Below are 19,542 nucleotides of genomic sequence, written 5' to 3'. Positions count from 1 at the left end.
TCCGTGTGCTGTTCAAGAGTGAGTGTTTAGCTGATTTTCACCCATCCGTTTTTAATAGAAATGACAACGGCTTGGGTCCGGTCTTGTACATCCAATTTCTGCAATACACTGGACACATGGTTTTTCACCGTTTTCTCGCTAATAAACAAATGATCCCCAATGGCTTTATTGCTTTTTCCTTCAGCCATCAGTTGAAGCACTTCTTTTTCCCTTGGAGTCAATGCAGAAAATCTATCGGTTTCAGAATCCGCGGTAATTTCTACATTCACCTGTTCTGAATCCTGCAAAGTACTCAGACGTCGAAACTCGGTAATCAGTTTACCCGTGACCTTTGGATGAATATACGCTTCCCCATTGGCGACGACTTGAATCGCCTCGATCAAATCAGAGGATTCCATTTCCTTAAGCAAATAGCCGGAGGCTCCGGAATATAACGTTTGGTGTACATAGTTTTCATCATCGTGAATCGATAGAATAATAATCTTGGAGTGCGGGGAAATCCCTTTGATTCTCTCCGTCGCCTGAACCCCATTCATGTTGGGCATATTGATATCAAGCAAGACGATATCCGGAAAAAATTCCTGTACCAAGGTACATGCCTCTTCCCCGTCTGAGGCGATGCCGACAACTTCAAATTCCTCTTCCATTTCTAGAATACGACGAATGCCTTCCCTAAACAGCTGATGATCATCGACAATTAAGATACGAATTTTATTCGTCATTTTATCTCCTCTGCCCTTTTCACAATTTTTTTTCCTCTTCGATTTTAATCGGTATAGTAAAAATAACTCTTGTTCCTTTTCCACTTGAAGATTCCAAATTCAGCCTTCCATCGATGAGCTTCATTCGCTCTCTCATTCCCATAATACCAAATTGCGGATGATCTGTCTGAGCTTTATGCTCAAACCCAACTCCGTCATCCTTGACTTCCACTTGCACCTGTTCCGTTCCAAACGATAAGGTGATCTTCACATTCTTCGCTTGGGAATGTTTCACCACATTATTCAACGCCTCTTGGATCATCCGGAAAATAACAACCTCCTTGGCCGTTTCTAGTCTTCTTTCGGTTCCGGAAGTGTCAATCTCGGTTTGAATCGGATAGCGTTGTCCAAAATCCACTAAGTATTTTCGTAAAGTGGGGATGAGACCTAAATCATCGAGCGCCATGGGACGCAGGTCAAAAATAATCTTCCGCACTTCACCCAATGTATTTTTCACAATTTCTCTTAGCTCGCGAAGCTCTTGCCTAGCCTCATCGATTTTCCCTTGCTCAAGAATTCGCTGGGCAATTTCCGTGCGAATCACGACGTTAGCCATCGATTGAGCCGGACCATCATGAATATCCCGGGCCACCCGCTTTCTTTCCTCTTCTTGTGCCTGGATCACTTGTAGCCCCAGCTGTTGACGATGTTGAGCGGATTCGACAGCATTGACAAAATTGCCAAGGTCGCCATTTAAGTACCCTAAGACTACGCCAATTTGTGTCATCATCTGGTCAGCTTTTTCTACTGTGACAGAAAGATTGCGCATGCGCCGCTCAAGATCGTCTCGGCGTTTTCGTAGGCTCATTTCTTTCTCTCTAGAAACAGACAAAGTAACCTGCATCTCGCTCGACTTTTCGTAGGCTTCTTTGATATCTTTTTCTGTGTAGCGGGTGAAATCCCTGCTTACCTCCACCAATCGTTGTCTACTTCTCCGAAACTGGCGGTCCAATTCATCCGTTTCTTGAATAATGGCAGCTACCTCCCGTTTCAACCTTTCCAACTCCGAACGGGTGGAGTAGCACTCATGGCGGGCGTTTTCTGCGATGTCAAAAACTTGTTCCTTACTTGTTTCAACCGCCTCGATCGTCTTTTTCAGGACGGAGTCGAGGGTAGAAAAATCAAGGGAATCTCTCATATACATCTGTTCTAGGTCACTCCCCTGTATATTTAAGAATAGGAAAAGATTCCTTATAAAAAACTTTCATATCCATCATCAAAAGTAGTAAGAACATCTTTTTCCTGGGTCAATAGTCCTGTACCCATAAATTCGTAGAGCTCTTCCAATTTAAGGGGGTTAAAATTATTCTTTTTAAATCTGCTCAAGAAATTTTCATGTATGATCTTTTAGGTTGATTGAAAGTTGCGCTCGATATGATGGTAATTAAGTACCATGACCTGATTTTCTATCTCCTTTGTTGCGTACTGCAGTCTAATCTAATTTAATTCGTCATTGATTTCTATTTTCCTACCGGAAAATAATGGGCAAAACAAAAACCCGGTTAAATAACCGGGTTTGCTGGTGTTCGAATTAAACTAAGGTTTTTGCATCCTGTTTTAAAACTTCTGCTTTGTCTGTGCGTTCCCAAGGCAAGTCAACATCTGTCCGGCCAAAATGGCCATAGGCTGCTGTTTGCTTGTAAATCGGACGACGAAGGTCTAGTTCTTTGATAATTCCGGCTGGACGAAGGTCGAAATGTTTACGAATTAAATCCACGATACGCTCTTCTGCAATCTTCCCGGTATCATAGGTGTCCACGCTGATTGAAACAGGTTGCGCAACCCCAATGGCATATGCCACTTGAACTTCACATTTGTCAGCCAGTCCCGCAGCAACAATGTTCTTCGCTACATAACGAGCAGCGTAAGCAGCAGAACGGTCCACTTTCGTTGGATCCTTCCCGGAGAATGCTCCACCGCCATGACGAGCATATCCGCCATAAGTGTCCACGATGATTTTACGGCCGGTTAATCCAGCATCCCCTTGTGGTCCACCAATAACAAAACGGCCTGTTGGGTTGATGAAATACTTCGTGTTTTCATCCAGGAACTCAGCAGGAACAACGGGTTGAATAACCTGTTCCTTCAAGTCCTTTTGGATTTGTTCAAGGGTAATCTCTGGATCATGCTGGGTAGAAATAACGATTGTTTCCACCCGTACAGGCTTGTCCCCATCATATTCCACCGTAACTTGTGTCTTGCCGTCTGGGCGAAGATAAGCTAGTGTGCCATCCTTACGCACTGCGGAAAGACGACGGGAAAGCTTATGCGCCAAGGAAATCGGAAGCGGCATCAACTCAGGTGTTTCATTGCTGGCAAAACCAAACATCAACCCCTGATCCCCTGCTCCAATGGCTTCGATTTCTTCATCGGTCATTTGTCCTTCGCGTGCTTCTAACGCCTGGTCAACCCCCTGCGCAATATCCGGGGATTGTTCATCGATTGAAGTCAAAACTGCACAAGTATCTGCATCAAATCCGTATTTGGCTCGGGTATAACCAATTTCCCGAATCGTCTGACGCACAATTTTTGGAATATCCACATAGGAGGATGTTGTAATTTCGCCTGCAACAAGGCACAACCCTGTTGTTACAGATGTTTCGCAAGCCACCCGGGCATTAGGATCTTGCTCAATAATCGCATCCAGAATCGAGTCGGAAATTTGGTCACAAATTTTATCTGGATGGCCTTCAGTTACTGATTCAGATGTGAAAAGATGACGTCCTTTTTGTAGGGCCATTTCACGTACCTCCTTTAAATAACAATCGTAGATACGGCACTCACTTTCAAAGCTTTTCCGAACGTTAGAGAGGTGTTGCTGTTAAGACGTTAAAAAACCTTCTCCCTGAGGAAAAGGCTATTAGTTCGCATCCTTTACCTCTTATTTCCAGAACCTGTAAAGGCCCTGCTGGTTAGCACCTTTCACGATTAATACTAGCTTTCCCCAATTATGAGAAAAATACCAATATCCCCTTGTGCGGTTGCCGGGCATCATCGGGCCAGTCCCTCAGCCTGCTCGGAATAAGAGTATCCGTCCTGGATAAGAATATCTAAGTTTTGGAAACTTGTCAATTTGATTTTATGCTGGTGACAGGGGGATGGGGCTGGCTGGGAGCTTGGGTGTGGTTGGAGGGACTTGGCTTGTGTGGGCTACAGGGCTGCTTGTGGGCGCTATCCCTTTGGTTCAGCGGGAGACATGCCGGACTGACGATCGGTTCTCCTTTAAAAGTGGTGATTGTAAGACCAATAATGGACCCTCTTAGTATAGGAGTATACTAGCCCAAGTATTTATTTGTAATGATTACACCAATGTGAGCAGGATTTCATTTCCTGTGACCTGAATCCTATTTCCCGTGACCTGGACCCCCGATTTTGTGACCTGGGCCTCTCATTTTGTGACCTGGATTAATTATTGGTGACGTCGAAGGTCAAAATGAGGGGATAATGGTTAGAGGGCACCCCAAAATCTCATCTGCTCCTCTATCATCGAAAGAAACGATGAAGCTTTGCATGTTCAGACCCAATTTTTTTAAAAAACACCTGAATCGAACGAATTTTTTAAAAAATGTATCATCCTGTACCTAATTACCAAAAGGTGTATGGAATATTAGCCCATTAAAAAGGCTGCCCCCAAAAAGGACAGCCTATCATCATTTTTTATTGTTGAGTTGCTTGTGTTTCAGTAGCTGCCTCATCAGTTGCAGCAGGTTGCTCGTCTGTAGCTTGCTCTTCAGTTACAGTACTATCAGCTTGCTCTTCAGTTACTGTACTATCAGGTTGTTCTTCAGTTACTGTTTGATCAGCAGGCTGTTCTTCATCCACTTGCTCATCAGTTCCCTGCTCTTCTTCTGTCACTTGATCATTAGCAGGTTGCTCTTCTTTCACTTGATCCTGTGCAGGTTCTTCGTTTACTGTATTTTCTTCAACGTCTTTTGCAAAATATCCATTTTCATAAAGGTTGCGCAAGACAGTAGCCATTTCGGCACGAGTCAAAGCTTTATCAGGTTGGAACTGATCATCACCAGTCCCTTGCATTAATCCCATATCTTTTGCCCACTCGATATTTGTTGTATACCAAGCGCCTTCTTTTACATCTTTAAAGAAGCCTTCAGCAGCAACTGCACTGATCCCAACGCCAATAGACATAGTAGCTACCATTCCAAGGACAAAACCTTTTACTGTGTTTTTATTCATGATGTACCTCCCTTTATTTACGGGGTCTAACCCCAACAAAACCGATGATACCGAACAACGATGAAAGACTCACTAGTAGATCCGTGGAATTAGAGGAAAAACAATACATCCGGTTTATTGACGGATTGGGGTTGGGGTAGTATGATGGGCAAGAACTACATATGAAAATTGCGACGGTAATCATCGTTAACTCGATGATTTTAAAAGGGAAGTTCGGTGTAAATCCGACACGGTCCCGCCACTGTAAGGCTGACAATGTTTCCAAACCACTGGTCCATCGGACTGGGAAGGGGAAACCATTGAATGAAGCCGAGTCAGGAGACCTGCCGTAGCAACAGGCACAAATTTTGACCTACGGGAGATAGGGAGGTGGCCATGGTTTCTTTTATGGGAGACCCAACGGTAAAATCTTACGCTCTATCTTTTTTTGATAGAGCGTTTTTTGTTTGCAAAAAAGGAGGATACTTGAATGAAGCGAATAAACATGCAGCGTTATCTCAGCTTGTGGATGGTTATGATGCTTTTGCTGCAATTTTCTGGAATTGGAACAGCAAATGTTGCTCAGGCTGAGGAAACACAATCTGTGCTTTCTACACGGGTAGCTGATCAATTGGAAAAATCCATTTCCTATTACGCAACCAAAGCCGACCCAACATCCCATTGGGATGCTTTTACCCTTTATTTAAGTGAAAAGCCAATTAGTAAAAGCTACATTACCTATGCTCAGAGCGAGAATTGGTCTGAACTCTCGACAATGACCGATCTGTCACTTGCGGTTGTGGGCATTCAATCTGCAGGATTGGATCCTACGAATATCGGGGGCACTAATTTAATAGAAGAGGTTTATAGCAGATCTATCTTGGAAATTACGAAACAAGGTGTAAATGGTGCAATTTGGGCACTGCTTGCATTGGATAGCGGGAATTTTGAGGTTCCGAGTGATGCCGTAACGACACGAGACCGACTTATTGAGGGAATTCTCGCTAAAAGCCTTGATACAGGCGGGTGGACGCTTGGAAGGACGAAGGCCGACTTTGATATTACAGGGATGGCGCTTGCTGCACTAGCTCCCTATAATACAGACCAGTACCCGCAAGTCCAACATAAAATATCCGCTGCAGTACAGCAAATCCAGGGACTTCGTCCTGCCAACAGCAATAGTCTTGCCCAAGGGATTATTGGTCTTTCTTCCTTAAATGTGGAATCAAATGATTTGGAAGAGATGGTAGAATCGTTGCTTGGGTTTGCCTCAGAGGATGTGGAAGGGGCATTCACTTTTCAACAAGATGGCAGCGCGAATATATTAGCGACCCAACAGGCATTGTTGGCTCTTTTATCCTATCAAAAGCTTTTAGATTCAGGCAGCGGACTCATTTTTCAGGGAATTGAAAATACGATGGCACCTGGTACCGATGAGCCTGGAACAGAGGATCCTGCAGAGCCGCCAACGGGTCAAAAGGTCTCTGCCACCGTACGTGTTGAAGGTCCAGATGCACCAATTGTTGAAGGAAGCTCGTCAGGAAGATCAGCTTTAGATGCTTTTGAAAAACTATTAGATGAAAAGGACATTTCCTATCAGCTTACAGAATTACCTTTTGGCCTTTATGTATCGGAAATTCAAGGAATCAAAGAGGGAACATATGGTGGCTATGATGGCTGGCGTTATGCCGTTAAACGCAGTGGAGATTGGATTTTCCCTGGGGTAGGCATCGCCGACTTTGTCCTTGAGAAAGATGATCAGCTTGTTGTCTATTACGGGGATGAAACCACTCTTATTGATTCAGTCCAAGTGAGTCCGGAAGAGCCAGAAGAAAATGAAGCCTTCACAGTAACGGTTACGCAGGCTACCTACGATTGGACAGTCGGTCGAACGATTACAACCCCCGCATCCGAAATTCAAATCCAGATCGGGGATCTGATCGGGACAACAGACGAGTACGGAGTGGCTTCATTTGTGCAAGGTCTCCCACGCGGGGCCTATTCAATGGAGGTATCGGGTTACCAAGATGACAGTGCACCCAAAGTCGTCCGGGAGACAGCGTCCTTTTTTGTTGAGCGCGTTCCCGTCCGTGTCATTGTAGAGGGCCCACAGTCCCCTATTGCAGAAGGATTTGCTAATGGGGTTACGGCACGAAATGCTCTGGAAGAATTTCTGAATAAAAACCAAATACCTTATATAATTAAGGATTCACCCTATGGTCCTTACATCGATACGATTCAAGGAATTGGCCCTTCTACCTATGGTGGGTATGATGGATGGCAATATACGGTAAAGCGGAATGGAAAATGGATCTTTGTGGGAGAAAGCATCGGTACGTTTCTCCTCCAGCCTTCTGATGAGTTGTACGTTTACTATGGGAACATTACCGAATTCATTGACAGCGTCACGATCCAGCCTGAGCAACCAGAGGCTTACCAACCTTTTAATGTTCTCGTCCAAAAAACCAGCTGGGACTGGGTTCAAAACCAAGAGGTAATATCTCCTGCAGCAGGCGTGCAGGTCCGTATCGGGGCTAAGACAGTGACAACAGACGGTGATGGGCTGGCGAGCTTTCCTTATGGGGTAACAGCTGGAAAACACGACCTCATTGTAACGGGCTACCTTCAAAATGATGCGCCTACGGTTCTGAGAAGTGTAAAAGAAATTAGCATTAAGCCTTCACCTGCCGGAACTGTGCAAAGAACGGTGAGTCTCTCGGTAAAGGGAGATAGTGAAAATGGGACGCTCCTGCCGCGCCAAACGATCACTTGGGAAGCTGGGGATACTCCCTACTCCATCCTCGTGCGGGCATTAGGTAGCAGTCGGGTACAAACTTCGGGACGTGGGGATACCCTTTATGTCAAAGCAATTAATGACTTGGCACAATTTGATAAGGGACCAAAAAGTGGTTGGGAATTCTCTGTAAATGGAAGTTTTCCGGAAATTAGTGCGGCAATATACGAGCTTGCACCCGGCGATGAGGTGGAATGGATCTATACAGATGATTTTACCCGAAATCCTGGCTATAGTTTACCGAAGACACCAATGGATGATGCCATTTCATCCCTTGAATTTAGCTTTGATAATCGCAAGCCTCTTAAAGAAATAGCCAAAACAGTTGCCATTATTAATCCCTCTGAGCGGATGTCTGTTGACGAGAGCAACAAGTTGGCGGCGCAATTAAAGAATAATGTGGTCGAGTTGAGTGATACGGTTACATCATCATCGGAGATGATCCTGCAAGATGATGAGCAAGAAGTGCAGCTTTTTATTCCTGCTGAGGCACTGAAAAGCTCTAGGACCCTAACGGTTAAAGAATTGAGTACTTCCCAGCCGGAACTACTATCTTCGTTATATGAATTTGGCCCAAGCGGCACCCAATTTGATCAACCTATCCAGATCTCCATCAAGGTTCCATTAGGGAACGTGAGCGATTTAGAACAATTGGCTATGGTTTGGTGGAACGAAACAACCAGTGAGTGGATTCCAATCCCGGCCGTGGTCGATGTAAAAACGGGAATTGTGAGCGGGCAAGTAGACCATTTTACGAAGTTTGCCGTGATTGATCGAACCAAACTTCATTCGGGTAAAGGGGTGCCGGTGGCATCGGCTATCGAAGCCTCTGCCCACTATATCCTTGGCTCAGAGGATATTTCGGATTGGGAGGCCTTCGCGTTGGCCCGTGCAGGTAATGCTGTACCGGCTTCGTATTTAAAGAGTGTCGAGGCTCTTTTGAAAGAAAAAGACGGGGTCTTCCGCAATGTGACGGACTACGAACGGATGGTGCTTGGAGTCGTTGCCGCAGGTGGGGATCCGCGGAACATCGCTGGTTATGATTTAATTGAAAAGATTTACAACAATGAACGTATGACCCTGCAGGGAACTAATGGTGTGATGTTTGCCTTGATTGCCCTGAACAGTGGGAATTATGATATTCCTGCCGATGCCAAGTGGTCGAAGGAGCGGTTATTGAATTGGCTGCTTGAACAACAAAATGAGGACGGCAGCTTTGCGCTGGTCGTCGGCGACCCCGGAATCGTGGATTTGACGGGGATGGCTTTAGGAGCGTTGGAACCTTATCAAGGTCAGGAGCGCGTACAAAAGGCGATTAGTAAGGCTGTTGCCTGGCTTTCTGCACACCAGACAGATCAGGGGGGATATCAGGAGACACTGGATGGCACAACGAACAGCGAGGCCGTTTCACAGGTAATCCTTGGTTTGTCTGCCATTGGGGTTGATCCGACAAGCCCTGCTTTTAGTAAGTCAAAGAGCAACCTCGTCACCAATCTACTAAGCTATCAGCTGAAAAATGGAGGGTTCGCTCATAATCCTCAGGATCAGAAGATAAATGAGATGGCAACGGAACAAGCTTTATCAGCCCTTGTCGCCTATGATTCTTTTCTGCAAGGAAAAGGTTCGATTTACCGCTTTGATGTTTCATTAACAGAACTCTATCAGGACGCAGATCGCGTTTCTGCATGGGCTAGACCTTTTGTATTACAGGCACATCAACATGGATTAATGGAAGGAACCAGCAAGACCGTTCCCCAATTCGAACCGAAAAAAACGGTGACTAGAGCGGAGTTTGCGAAGATTTTGATCCAGCTTTTAGGTGATGAACCTGCCAGCGGAAACGAAAAAATATTTGACGATGTCCCTGTAGATTCCTGGTATTATGGATATGTGGCCAAAGCCAAGGAAAAGGGCATTGTCCAAGGGATCACTGCCACCACCTTTATGCCGAACAAATCAATCAGCCGTCAAGAGATGGCCATGATGATTGCGAAAGCGATGAATTGGCAAACAAATGGGGAAATTGCGAAGTTCAATGATTTGAATTCCGCTTACATAGATGCTGTCCCCGCCATCCAGGCTGTGGTTAACCACGGGGTGATGACAGGCTACCGTCAAGGGGTCTTTGCCCCACGAGATCCTGTCACCCGAGAGATGGCAGCAACCGTTGCCGTAAAGGTGTTTGAGAAATAACGGAAAGATTTTCCGTTATTCATTGAAATAAATAATAAAAGGACGAAATAGCGGAAAATAGTTCCGTTAACATCCCTGGGAAGTGCCGTAAAGGGCTTCAGGACTCTCCATAACGGAATATTTTTCCGCTATTCATTTAAAATCCGATTTGAATTTTGAAATAACGGAAAAAAGTACCGTTATTCCAATACTTAAGGGGAAAATTTCCCCCTATTCGTTCATTCTCCAATAAGAATGGCTAAATAGGGGGAGCATTTCCACTTATCATGATAAAAACGGCATAAAATGCCCCCTTTTCAAGGTTTACTGGTGAAATCTCCACCTATTTTTGATAAATCTGAGGGTCCGCACCTTTTAAAGGAAAATTTTACGCCTATTTTTTGCAGGAGGTTTTTTATGGGACGTTTTTATATTATTCTATCAACACTTATACTTCTAGTTGGGTGCGGCACAGAAAGCACTCAACCTACCTCACCAACAACAAGCCCACCAAAAATCGCATCTGAGCCAGCCAAAGTAGAAGCGACGGTTCCACCAACCAAGCCATCGTCCGAGGCTTCTCCTACAGAACCCGCAATCCCTTCTGATCAGGAGGCAACTAAGCCATCCGAACAGACCGGCAAGGAATCAGAGCCAGCGGCGAACAGGGTGCAGCCTACAAAGCAACCCGAACAACCATCAGTTCAACCAACCGTTCAACCTAAAAAGGAACAACCTGAAGCCACAAAACCAGCTCCATCTCAGCCAGCACCTGCCCCTACACCGCAGCCAACAACTCAACCTGAGCCACAGGTACAGACGGTGACTGTATCGGTCGTGGCAGATCAGCAGCAGGTCATTCTTGGAGAAACTCAAGTGGAGTTGAAAGATGGGGAGAATGTACTAGACGTTTTGAAGCGAATCACCAGAGAGAAAAAGATTCAGATGGAGTTTAGCGGATCGGGAAGCTTTGCCTATGTCGAAGGAATTAATAATATCTATGAGTTTGATAGAGGACCGAAAAGCGGTTGGATGTACCGGGTGAATGGGACCTTTGGCGGAAAAAGTGCAGGGGCTACAAAAATAAAAACGGGTGATCGGATCGAGTGGCTCTATACCCTGGACTTAGGGAAAGACCTTGAAAGGGGCAGTAGCCAGTGACGCGTGGACTTCACGGTTTTCATCCGTTTACGAGTTGGCTTTATTTTATCGGGCTATTCCTATTATCCATGCTGCTCCTCCACCCGATTTATTTAGCCACCATGCTGCTGGGAATTGTGCTGCTCATCTGCATGCAAGGGCAGACTTCGGTCCTCCGCAGCTACCTAAAATCCTATCTGTGGATCGGACTATTCATCCTGGTCCTCAACCCGCTTCTTTCGCACCGGGGGCAGCACATCCTCTTCTATCTGTTTGATCAACCGATCACCCTGGAGTCGATTTGGTATGGGATCACGATGATGCTGTCGCTTTGGTGTATTTTACTCGTTTTTATTTCGTATAACCACGTGATCACCGCGGGGAAATTTCTTCTTCTCTTTTGTCGGCTGTTTCCAAAGACTGCCCTGCTTTGCCTGATGGCTGTACGATTTGTACCACTCTTAAAACGTCGCCTAAGCGAAATCCATAGTGTCCAAAAGACGCGAGGAATAGACCCCACAGAAGGTCCCCTATGGAAAAGGGTGCGAGATGGAATGCTGCTGCTGCAGGTGCTCTTGACGATGTCTCTCGAGGAGGCGATTCAAACAGCGGATTCGATGAAGGCGAGGGGATATGGGCTTTTCGAACAACGAAGCAGTTATGTTCCCTATCGTTTCAAACGTGCAGATTATCTATTTTTAACGCTGACGCTCGCCGCCCTTTTTTGCTGTATTGGAGGCTGGATCCTGGGTCATGGCCAGTTAACCTTTTACCCCGGATTAGAAGGGATAGTGCTCACAACATCGGAAGTTCCATACTACTTCAGTCTTCTTCTATACTTACTGCTGGCCATTTTCATCGAAGGGAGGGAGGGCTTTGGCCATTCTCGAATGTAAACAACTGTATTTTTCCTACCCCGAAGAGCCAAAAGAAACCCTTTCCGAGCTGTCTCTATCGATTCAGGAAGGGGAATTTCTCGTGTTGGCAGGTCCTTCCGGATGCGGAAAAAGCACCCTTTTACAATTATTAAAAAAAGAAATTCACCCCTTCGGCTCACTAACCGGAGATATTTTTTACCAAGGAAAAGCCCTAGAAGACTATCCACCCGCTCAGTTAACCAAAGACATTGGACTGGTTTTTCAAGATCCGGAAAATCAGATAGTGATGGACGAAGTACTGCAGGAGCTTGTCTTGGGTCTGGAAAATATGGGGGTCGGGGTGGCTGAGATGCGCCGAAGAGTGGCGGAATTGGTGCATTTTTTTGGTTTGGAACCCTTACTGCATGCAAAAACAGAGACCTTGTCAGGCGGACAAAAACAGCTGTTGAACCTTGCCTCTGTGCTGCTTTTGCGACCACAGGTGCTGCTGCTTGATGAACCGACAGCGCAGCTTGATCCGATTGCGGCCAAGGAACTGATTCAAATCGTCTATCGACTCAATCAGGAGTTTGGTCTCACCATTGTGCTCGTCGAACACCGATTAGAAGAGGTGTTCCCTTTGGCAGATCGCGTGATCCTTATGAAACAGGGGCGCATTCACTGTGAAGGGTCCCCCCGCGAGGTGATTGATCAAGTTTGGGAATCAGGAAATCCAGAACTGATCACTTACCTCCCTTCGATTGCAAGACTCTATTTGGAATTGGATCCATCGAAGGAACAGATTCCACTCACCGTAAAAGAGTGTAAAGCATGGGCTGAAAAGACGTTAAAGCCAATGAGTCCTAATCAAGGAACCAACGAACAGTACCCGGAAGTCTTACTTGAAATCAAAGAAGCCTTCTATCAATATTCACGGCAGACACCGTGGATTCTAGAAGACCTTTCCCTTCAGATCTACAAGGGTGACCACCTTGCGATCCTTGGCGGAAATGGGGCTGGAAAATCCACCCTGCTGAAACTTCTCGCCGGACTCCTCTCCCCACAAAAAGGGAAAGTGCTCTTTGGCAAGCAAAACATTAAAAAACTCAAAAAGTCGGAGCTCTATCAGAAAATCGGGTATTTGCCACAGGATCCCATGCTGTTCTTTGTTCGAGAAACGGTGGAACAGGAATTGATCGCGTCGGCTGAGCAAAGTGGACAAGCGGATCCCAAGAAAGCGGTGCACGAGATAACGAGCCAGTTAGGATTAAGCAACGTTCTCAACCGTCACCCTCACGACTGCAGCGGCGGAGAACGGCAAAAAGCAGCGCTTGCCTGTCTATTGCTGAATCAGCCTGAAGTGCTGTTGCTTGATGAACCAACCAAAGGACTCGATCCGGTGTCGAAACAGCAGTTGGCTTTCCTACTTCAGGAACTGCATGCACAAGGGATCACCCTGGTGATCGTGTCCCATGATGTCGAGTTTGCTGCCCAGTATGCGTCCCGCTGCGCCCTTCTCTTTGACGGGGGGATCGCTTCCCATGGGACACCGCAGGACATGTTTGCAGGCAATGTGTTCTATACCACAGCGGTTAGCCGTGCCGTGCGGAACGTATTGCCCACCATGATCACCTGTGAGGAGGTGCTTGCGCATTGCCGCGCCGTACGCTCTATCTCATGATTTTGCTGCTAATCCTGTTTATATGCCTCGTCCCCTTTTTATATGAAGACCATTTTCTTCTTGTAAGCATGGGGTTCGTGATTCTGTCACTGGTTCCCTTTTTGCTGCGGTTTGAGGGACGGAAAATAAGTAGTCGAGAGATCGTACTCATTGCCATTCTTGCCGCGATTGCTGCCGTGAGCCGGGTCCCTTTTGCTGCGATCCCAAGCGTACAGCCGACAACCTTTGTCATCATCCTATCCTCCCTCGTCTTCGGGGCGGAAACAGGCTTCATGATCGGCGCCACAGCCGCCCTAGTGTCTAATCTGTTTTTGGGTCAAGGTCCTTGGACCCCCTGGCAAATGCTGAGTTGGGGGCTCGTTGGTTTTACTGCAGGTTTGCTAAAGGATACCTGGTGGATGAAAAAACGCGGAGGGCAATGGGTGTTCGGGTTTGTCTGGGGATTTTTGTTTGGATGGGTGATGAATCTCTCTATTGTACTAAGTTTTTTGGAAGACTTTAGTTGGTCATCTTTTGCTTTCACCTACCTATCGAGTGCCTTGTTCGACCTGATGCATGCCTGTTCCAATGTGTTTTTTCTAGCTGTGTTTGGACCAAGTTGGCTGCGAATTCTGCAGCGATTTAAACGGAAATATGGATTGTTAAGTTAGGCTGGTAAATTCGACAGGGTTCGCAAACCAGCCTGCTTGTTGTATGATAATATAAGTATGATCACGCCTTCCACTCGGGGATCCGTTGTGTTTGGCGTTTACGGAGGTGCCTGTATGTCTGTTTTACAAATTCCAAGGGACATCCTAACTTTTATTGCCGAACACCTGGACATGTATACAGAGGAGAAAATTATATCTCGTGGTTTTGATTATTATTTTAGGCAATCCGTTTCAGATTTGGATGTCATCGATGACGAGGTCTTCGCCTTGGTTGAAGGAACAGACCTTTACAACGTGATTGTTGATCCTCATTTCTTTTTAAATAGTACTTGCACCTGTCCCTATGATGGGATATGCAAGCATATTGTTGCTGTTTTTTTCACCATCTATGAAACCGTGGAACATCCGCGGAATCTATTAGCTGCCTACAAGGATAAAAAACTGGCTGTAACCAACGTCTCGCGGCCCCAAAAGAAAAAACCCGCCCACCTTTCCCCATTGGAAACCGATTCTCCTGTGGAGTGGCTGCGCTTTATCGATCGGGAGGCCAAAAAACAGGCTCTGTTCCAACCCTATAACGTGGAATACAAGATCAATCATTTTATCAGCTCCTGGCAAAATGCCACAACAAGCTGGAATCTAACCAAAAAGAAGTTTTTTGCCCTTTATCTTCACCTTTATTTGGTAAAGGAACTGGAACAAACGGGCGTTGAAAATCGCCATTACTATTATAATCCCAATTCAAATAATATCCACAGCCTTTTGAATCAGTTGTACGAGCAGATTTCCAAATTAGGCTCCCTCTCGGAAATGGCGAAAGTGGAAGTCCAGATTTTGGATCCTTTGGCTCCCTTTTTATCTGACGCTCTCTTTTCCTCACGGAATTTCTATCGAGAGTGGATTCACATCAATCAGATTTTGTGGTCCAAAGCTTTAAACCGTCAGCCTTGGATTCAGCAGGAAAGGAAGCGCCTGGAAAACGCATTGGTGGAGGCCGAATGGTCAGACGTGCAGGAAGATCTCTGTCATGTCCTACTTGCCCATCTTGACTTTATGGAAAAAAAGGACGAGTCCGCACAGAAACATTTACAAGTCACTTTTATCCGACGAATGGACCATGTCCTACCTTATCTAAACACTTTCCAACATTATCAAGAATGGGAGCGGCTACTTCAATGGCTGCGCTGGCTTCGTCCCTATGCAGCATATGAAAAACGTGAAATGGCGACTTCTATTGGGAACTTTTGGGTGGCTTGTTCTAAGCAGGATCCGTCCATTCAGAAGGAAGTAAAGAAAGCTTTAGCCTCTATGCTGCCTGGGAGTTTCAGGGTTTATTCGGACTACCTTTTTGAATTAGAAGCCTACCAAACGTGGGTTGATCTCTTGCTGGCCGAGAGGATTTCCCCTTTTGAAGTCCCAAGACAGGTATTAAAAGAAGTCGAAAATCACGACCGACGCTTGCTGCTGCCACTCTATCACCAAGATGTGGAGCGATGGATTCAATTTAAAAATCGTCCTTCTTATAAACAAGCAGTTAAGCTGTTGAAAAAATTGAAGTCACATTATAAACACCTGAAAATGCAAAGCCAATGGGAGCAGTATGTTTCCTTTCTTACCAATGAATATAGCCGGCTTCGTGCCTTTCAGGATGAATTGGAAAGGGGGAAGATCCGCACATGATTTTGACCAGTCCGATACACATCCGTACAAAATGGATGCCAAAGCAGGGCGTTTTCATTTGGGCGGAATGTGATGATGAGGATTTTTACCCTTATTCGATCAAGTCAACCCTATTTGCTTGGCACTCTCCCTCTTTTTTTGGGGCATTGATTAAAGAGCATCAGCTCGATGGACAAGAAGGGGTCTTGTTGCCTCCTTATTTGGCCCTTGAATATCTTTCCGCCCCGGTCTCGCTAGAACATGCGGAGATTGCTTGGAGTGATGAAGCGCATATTTTGCGCCGAACTGCTACTTGGTTGTGGAATGAAATTTATGAAGGAAGGATCCTCCCTGTTCGGCTGCATTTTGATGAGGATGCTGAGCAAAAGAGCGGTTGGAGCTGGTGTTTGACGAATCCTCCAGCGGAACCCCTTCCCTATCTTGACGACTGGTTTGCAGCGGTCATGAGGGATCTGTCCGGAAGGGTGGATACTCTCCCTTTTATTCAGGAAGCTTGGTTACAGGTGCTGGTTGAGCATCCTACAGTTCGGCAAAGTGTTCCGATCTCCAATTTACAAACGGATGAAGATTGGCTAGTCGCGATTGGCTGGAAGGAGGATCATTGTCCTTTCCATTTGGGGCTGCAATTGAAGGAACCGAAGAAGGATGGGGATTGGATCTTACGCCCTGTTCTTCAAGATCGAGAAAAAGAAGAGCGGATTTATCCCGTGACGGGAGACGGTAAGCCATTGCGTCCTTCTTATCCCAAACTGTGGGCTGAACATATGGAACGAATGCAAGAGGGAATTCAAGCGCTCACTCAACACCTCCCTTTTTCGGAAGGACCCAAAGGGATGACATTGGATGACGAGCAGGCCTGGGAGTTTTTGCTCGAGTTAGGACCTCGTTTAATTGAAGCGGGGATTAAAGTATTTCTCCCGGAATGGTGGAAAGATCTCAAGAAACTTCAACCTAAGCTTACGGCGCGGGTCGCTTCCTCTGTGGGTTCGGCTGCTGCCCCCCTTTTCGGACTGAATCAAATTATCCAATTCGACTGGCAAGTCGCGATTGGAGACATGGACGTTAGCGAAGAGGAATTTTTGAAAATGCTGAAGCAGCGAAAATCGTTGGTCAACATCCAGGGAAAATGGGTTCAGCTTGACCTTTCGCTGATGGAAAAAATTCAACAACTGGTGAAAAGGGCACAGAAGCAAGATGGACTTTCTTTTCAGGAACTGTTGGAAACCCAGCTGACCCGAGATCCCTCCTCTGCAGAATGGGGAATGGGAATTGATTGGGGACCCCATTTGTCCAAGGTTATGGAACAGCTCGGTCAAAGAAGTACGATGCCTCCTTTTGAACCTTCAAAAGAACTTCAGGCCACACTACGCCCTTATCAGTTGCAGGGGGTTTCCTGGTTGTTGTTCCTTCGACGTTTGGGACTTGGCAGCTGCCTTGCTGATGATATGGGCCTCGGGAAAACGATCCAGTTCATTACCTATTTGCTTGATGTGGTGGAAAAGGAGCAGCCGGGTTCACCCTCGCTTCTCATCTGCCCCACCTCTGTGCTTGGAAATTGGCAGAAAGAATTGGAGCGCTTCGCCCCATCTTTGAAGGTTTATCTGCACTATGGCTCCAAGCGGATCAAAGGGGATGAATTTGCGAAGGCGGTCAGCGGGGCGGATATAGTGTTAACCTCCTATGCCTTAAGCCATTTGGATGAACAGGAACTGACTACTGTGAGTTGGGACTCTATCTGTCTAGATGAAGCGCAAAACATTAAAAATGCCTACACCAAGCAATCCGCTGCCATCCGCCGTTTGAAAGGCCGCCATCGGATCGCGATGACCGGAACCCCGATGGAAAATCGGTTGACGGAGATGTGGTCGATTTTTGAGTTTATCAATCCGGGTTACTTGGGAAGTTTGCGTCAGTTTTCTGAGCAATTTGTTACGACCATAGAAAAAACGAGTGACCCCGTGGTCATTCAAAGGGTGCAACAGCTCGTCCGCCCCTTCCTGCTCCGACGGTTGAAGACAGATCCCGCGATTCAACTGGACCTCCCGGAGAAAAATGAGTCGAAGGAATTCGTCTCCCTCACCGTGGAGCAGGCCTCGCTCTATGAGATGTACATCCAGGATCTGTTTGCCCGTTTGGAAACCGTAACCCCAATGGAACGGCGGGGCTTAATCTTTGCTGCATTGACAAGGCTCAAGCAGCTGTGCAATCACCCGTCTTTGTATTTGAAGGAGGAGATAGCGCGGTTGGGGGACAGGGCGCTGGATCATGGTGTTGGTCAAGGTCCTGTGGTCGATATACCTTCTAGTCAGGAGGATGTGGAGGGTGACATGGAGGCGGATCCTATGGACGCTATTCCTTCGGGTCAGGAGGATTCGGAAGATGACATAGGGCCGGGATCTGTGGCCACTATTCCTTCGGATCAGGGGGGCACGGAAGGTGACATGGGGTCGGCACCTGTGGCCACTATTCCCTTGAGTCAGGGGGGCACGGAAGGTGACATGGGGTCGGCACCTGTGGCCACTATTCCTTCGAGTCAGGGGGGCACGGAAGGTGACATGGGGTCGGCACCTGTGGCCACTATTCCCTTGAGTCAGGTGAGTGTGTTCCGCTCCCAAAAGATTGAACGCTTGTTGGAAATGATTGAGGATCTTCGCAATGAGGGTGAGAAGTGTCTGATTTTCACACAATTTGCTCAAACGGGCCGTCTGCTGCAAAAAGTGATCGAGGATCATCGACAGGAACCCGTGCTTTTCCTTCATGGTAGGGTGACCAAGAACAAACGGGATGAGATGATTGCCCGTTTTCAGGATGATACGCTTCCGCCTGAAGAACAGCATGCCATATTTATTCTCTCGCTAAAAGCTGGGGGAACCGGACTCAATCTGACTGGGGCTAACCATGTCTTCCACTTTGATCGGTGGTGGAATCCTGCCATCGAAAATCAGGCGACAGATCGTGCCTATCGAATCGGCCAAACCCGTCATGTCCACGTGCACAAGTTTATTACGTTGGGGACCTTGGAGGAACGCATCGATGAGATGCTGGAACGTAAATTGGGGTTAAGCGAAATGATTGTTGGTGCCGGGGAACAATGGATTTCCGAAATGTCGACGGACGAGCTGAAGGACATTTTTACGCTGCGCAAAGAATGGATTGAAAGTTAGGTGTTTTCTATGCCGAGAGAGAAGTTGTCAAAGAAGGAACAAGAGGAAATCATGAAGCACCTTCCCGCCCATTTGCAGGACATGTCACCAGCGTGGAGAAATTGGTTTATCACTCTCCGCAAAGAGATGGACATGGGACGGGAGATGCGTCCGCGGAAAATGGAAGAATAGTTTTTGGGGCTTGCTACTATGGTGTTGTGGGTCCTTCCCTTTTAACGGAAGAATTTTCCGCTATCCCTAGAAATCACTTGTTAAAAAGGGGAATAGCGGAATTTTTTTCCGTTAAAGGGGTCTATAATACTGTTTGAAGCCAGTTTTGCAATTGATAACGGAAACTTTTTCCGCTAAGATGCCACTTTTCAAGCCTGCAAAGCCAATAGTTACAATGAACGAAACCGACTACCACAATGTTTTACGTAGGTTGAATTTGGAAATGACTGAGATAGTTTAAAAACCCAGCAAAACCAAAA

At 46.4% G+C, this 19,542-nt stretch carries 12 protein-coding genes and 2 riboswitches; of the genes, 8 read left to right on the top strand and 4 right to left on the bottom strand.

What is annotated here, in order from left to right; translation table 11 throughout:
- Window positions 1–26 precede the first annotated feature (26 nt).
- From J2Z37_RS12440 to J2Z37_RS12425, 4 genes are all read right to left on the bottom strand, one after another.
- Window positions 27–722, bottom strand: a complete 696-nt coding sequence (locus tag J2Z37_RS12440) for a response regulator (protein ID WP_209810596.1) — start codon at window positions 720–722, stop codon at window positions 27–29.
- Window positions 723–741: 19 nt separating this feature from the next.
- Complete coding sequence (locus J2Z37_RS12435) at window positions 742–1,905, bottom strand: sensor histidine kinase (RefSeq protein WP_245203779.1); 1,164 nt, start codon at window positions 1,903–1,905, stop codon at window positions 742–744.
- 387 nt (window positions 1,906–2,292) lie between these two features.
- On the bottom strand, window positions 2,293–3,501 hold the full coding sequence (gene metK, locus J2Z37_RS12430; RefSeq protein WP_209810595.1) for a methionine adenosyltransferase: 1,209 nt from the start codon (window positions 3,499–3,501) through the stop codon (window positions 2,293–2,295).
- A 138-nt stretch (window positions 3,502–3,639) separates the two neighbouring features.
- A riboswitch (SAM riboswitch) is annotated at window positions 3,640–3,789 on the bottom strand.
- Window positions 3,790–4,418: 629 nt separating this feature from the next.
- Window positions 4,419–4,955, bottom strand: coding sequence for an S-layer homology domain-containing protein (locus J2Z37_RS12425; protein ID WP_209810594.1), 537 nt, complete (start codon window positions 4,953–4,955; stop codon window positions 4,419–4,421).
- A 157-nt stretch (window positions 4,956–5,112) separates the two neighbouring features.
- A riboswitch (cobalamin riboswitch) is annotated at window positions 5,113–5,300 on the top strand.
- Window positions 5,301–5,424: 124 nt separating this feature from the next.
- Here J2Z37_RS12425 and J2Z37_RS12420 point away from each other — a divergent pair.
- From J2Z37_RS12420 to J2Z37_RS12385, 8 genes are all read left to right on the top strand, one after another.
- Window positions 5,425–9,921 carry an S-layer homology domain-containing protein gene (locus tag J2Z37_RS12420; protein ID WP_209810593.1) on the top strand — a complete coding sequence of 1,499 codons (4,497 nt, stop codon included), beginning with the start codon at window positions 5,425–5,427 and terminating at the stop codon, window positions 9,919–9,921.
- A 396-nt stretch (window positions 9,922–10,317) separates the two neighbouring features.
- Window positions 10,318–11,061 carry a DUF4430 domain-containing protein gene (locus tag J2Z37_RS12415; RefSeq protein WP_209810592.1) on the top strand — a complete coding sequence of 248 codons (744 nt, stop codon included), beginning with the start codon at window positions 10,318–10,320 and terminating at the stop codon, window positions 11,059–11,061.
- Window positions 11,058–11,936, top strand: coding sequence for an energy-coupling factor transporter transmembrane component T (locus J2Z37_RS12410; protein ID WP_342453820.1), 879 nt, complete (start codon window positions 11,058–11,060; stop codon window positions 11,934–11,936). Before J2Z37_RS12415 ends, J2Z37_RS12410 begins: the two co-directional genes overlap by 4 nt.
- On the top strand, window positions 11,917–13,578 hold the full coding sequence (locus tag J2Z37_RS12405) for an ABC transporter ATP-binding protein (RefSeq protein WP_209810591.1): 1,662 nt from the start codon (window positions 11,917–11,919) through the stop codon (window positions 13,576–13,578). Before J2Z37_RS12410 ends, J2Z37_RS12405 begins: the two co-directional genes overlap by 20 nt.
- On the top strand, window positions 13,551–14,228 hold the full coding sequence (locus tag J2Z37_RS12400) for an ECF transporter S component (RefSeq protein WP_245203778.1): 678 nt from the start codon (window positions 13,551–13,553) through the stop codon (window positions 14,226–14,228). Before J2Z37_RS12405 ends, J2Z37_RS12400 begins: the two co-directional genes overlap by 28 nt.
- Window positions 14,229–14,342: 114 nt before the next feature.
- Complete coding sequence (locus tag J2Z37_RS12395) at window positions 14,343–15,908, top strand: SWIM zinc finger family protein (protein WP_209810590.1); 1,566 nt, start codon at window positions 14,343–14,345, stop codon at window positions 15,906–15,908.
- Window positions 15,905–19,072 (top strand): DEAD/DEAH box helicase, encoded by a 3,168-nt coding sequence (locus tag J2Z37_RS12390; protein ID WP_209810589.1) that lies wholly within the window; start codon window positions 15,905–15,907, stop codon window positions 19,070–19,072. Before J2Z37_RS12395 ends, J2Z37_RS12390 begins: the two co-directional genes overlap by 4 nt.
- Before the next feature lie 9 nt (window positions 19,073–19,081).
- The gene (locus J2Z37_RS12385; protein WP_209810588.1) at window positions 19,082–19,243 is read left to right on the top strand and encodes a hypothetical protein; all 162 of its coding nucleotides are present in this window, start codon (window positions 19,082–19,084) and stop codon (window positions 19,241–19,243) included.
- The last annotated feature ends 299 nt before the right edge of the window (window positions 19,244–19,542 follow it).

This window comes from Ammoniphilus resinae, assembly GCF_017873965.1.
In the GTDB taxonomy this organism is placed as follows: domain Bacteria; phylum Bacillota; class Bacilli; order Aneurinibacillales; family RAOX-1; genus Ammoniphilus_A; species Ammoniphilus_A resinae.
Note: the sequence above shows the minus strand (reverse complement) of the source record. Positions and strands in the feature narration are given on the sequence as shown.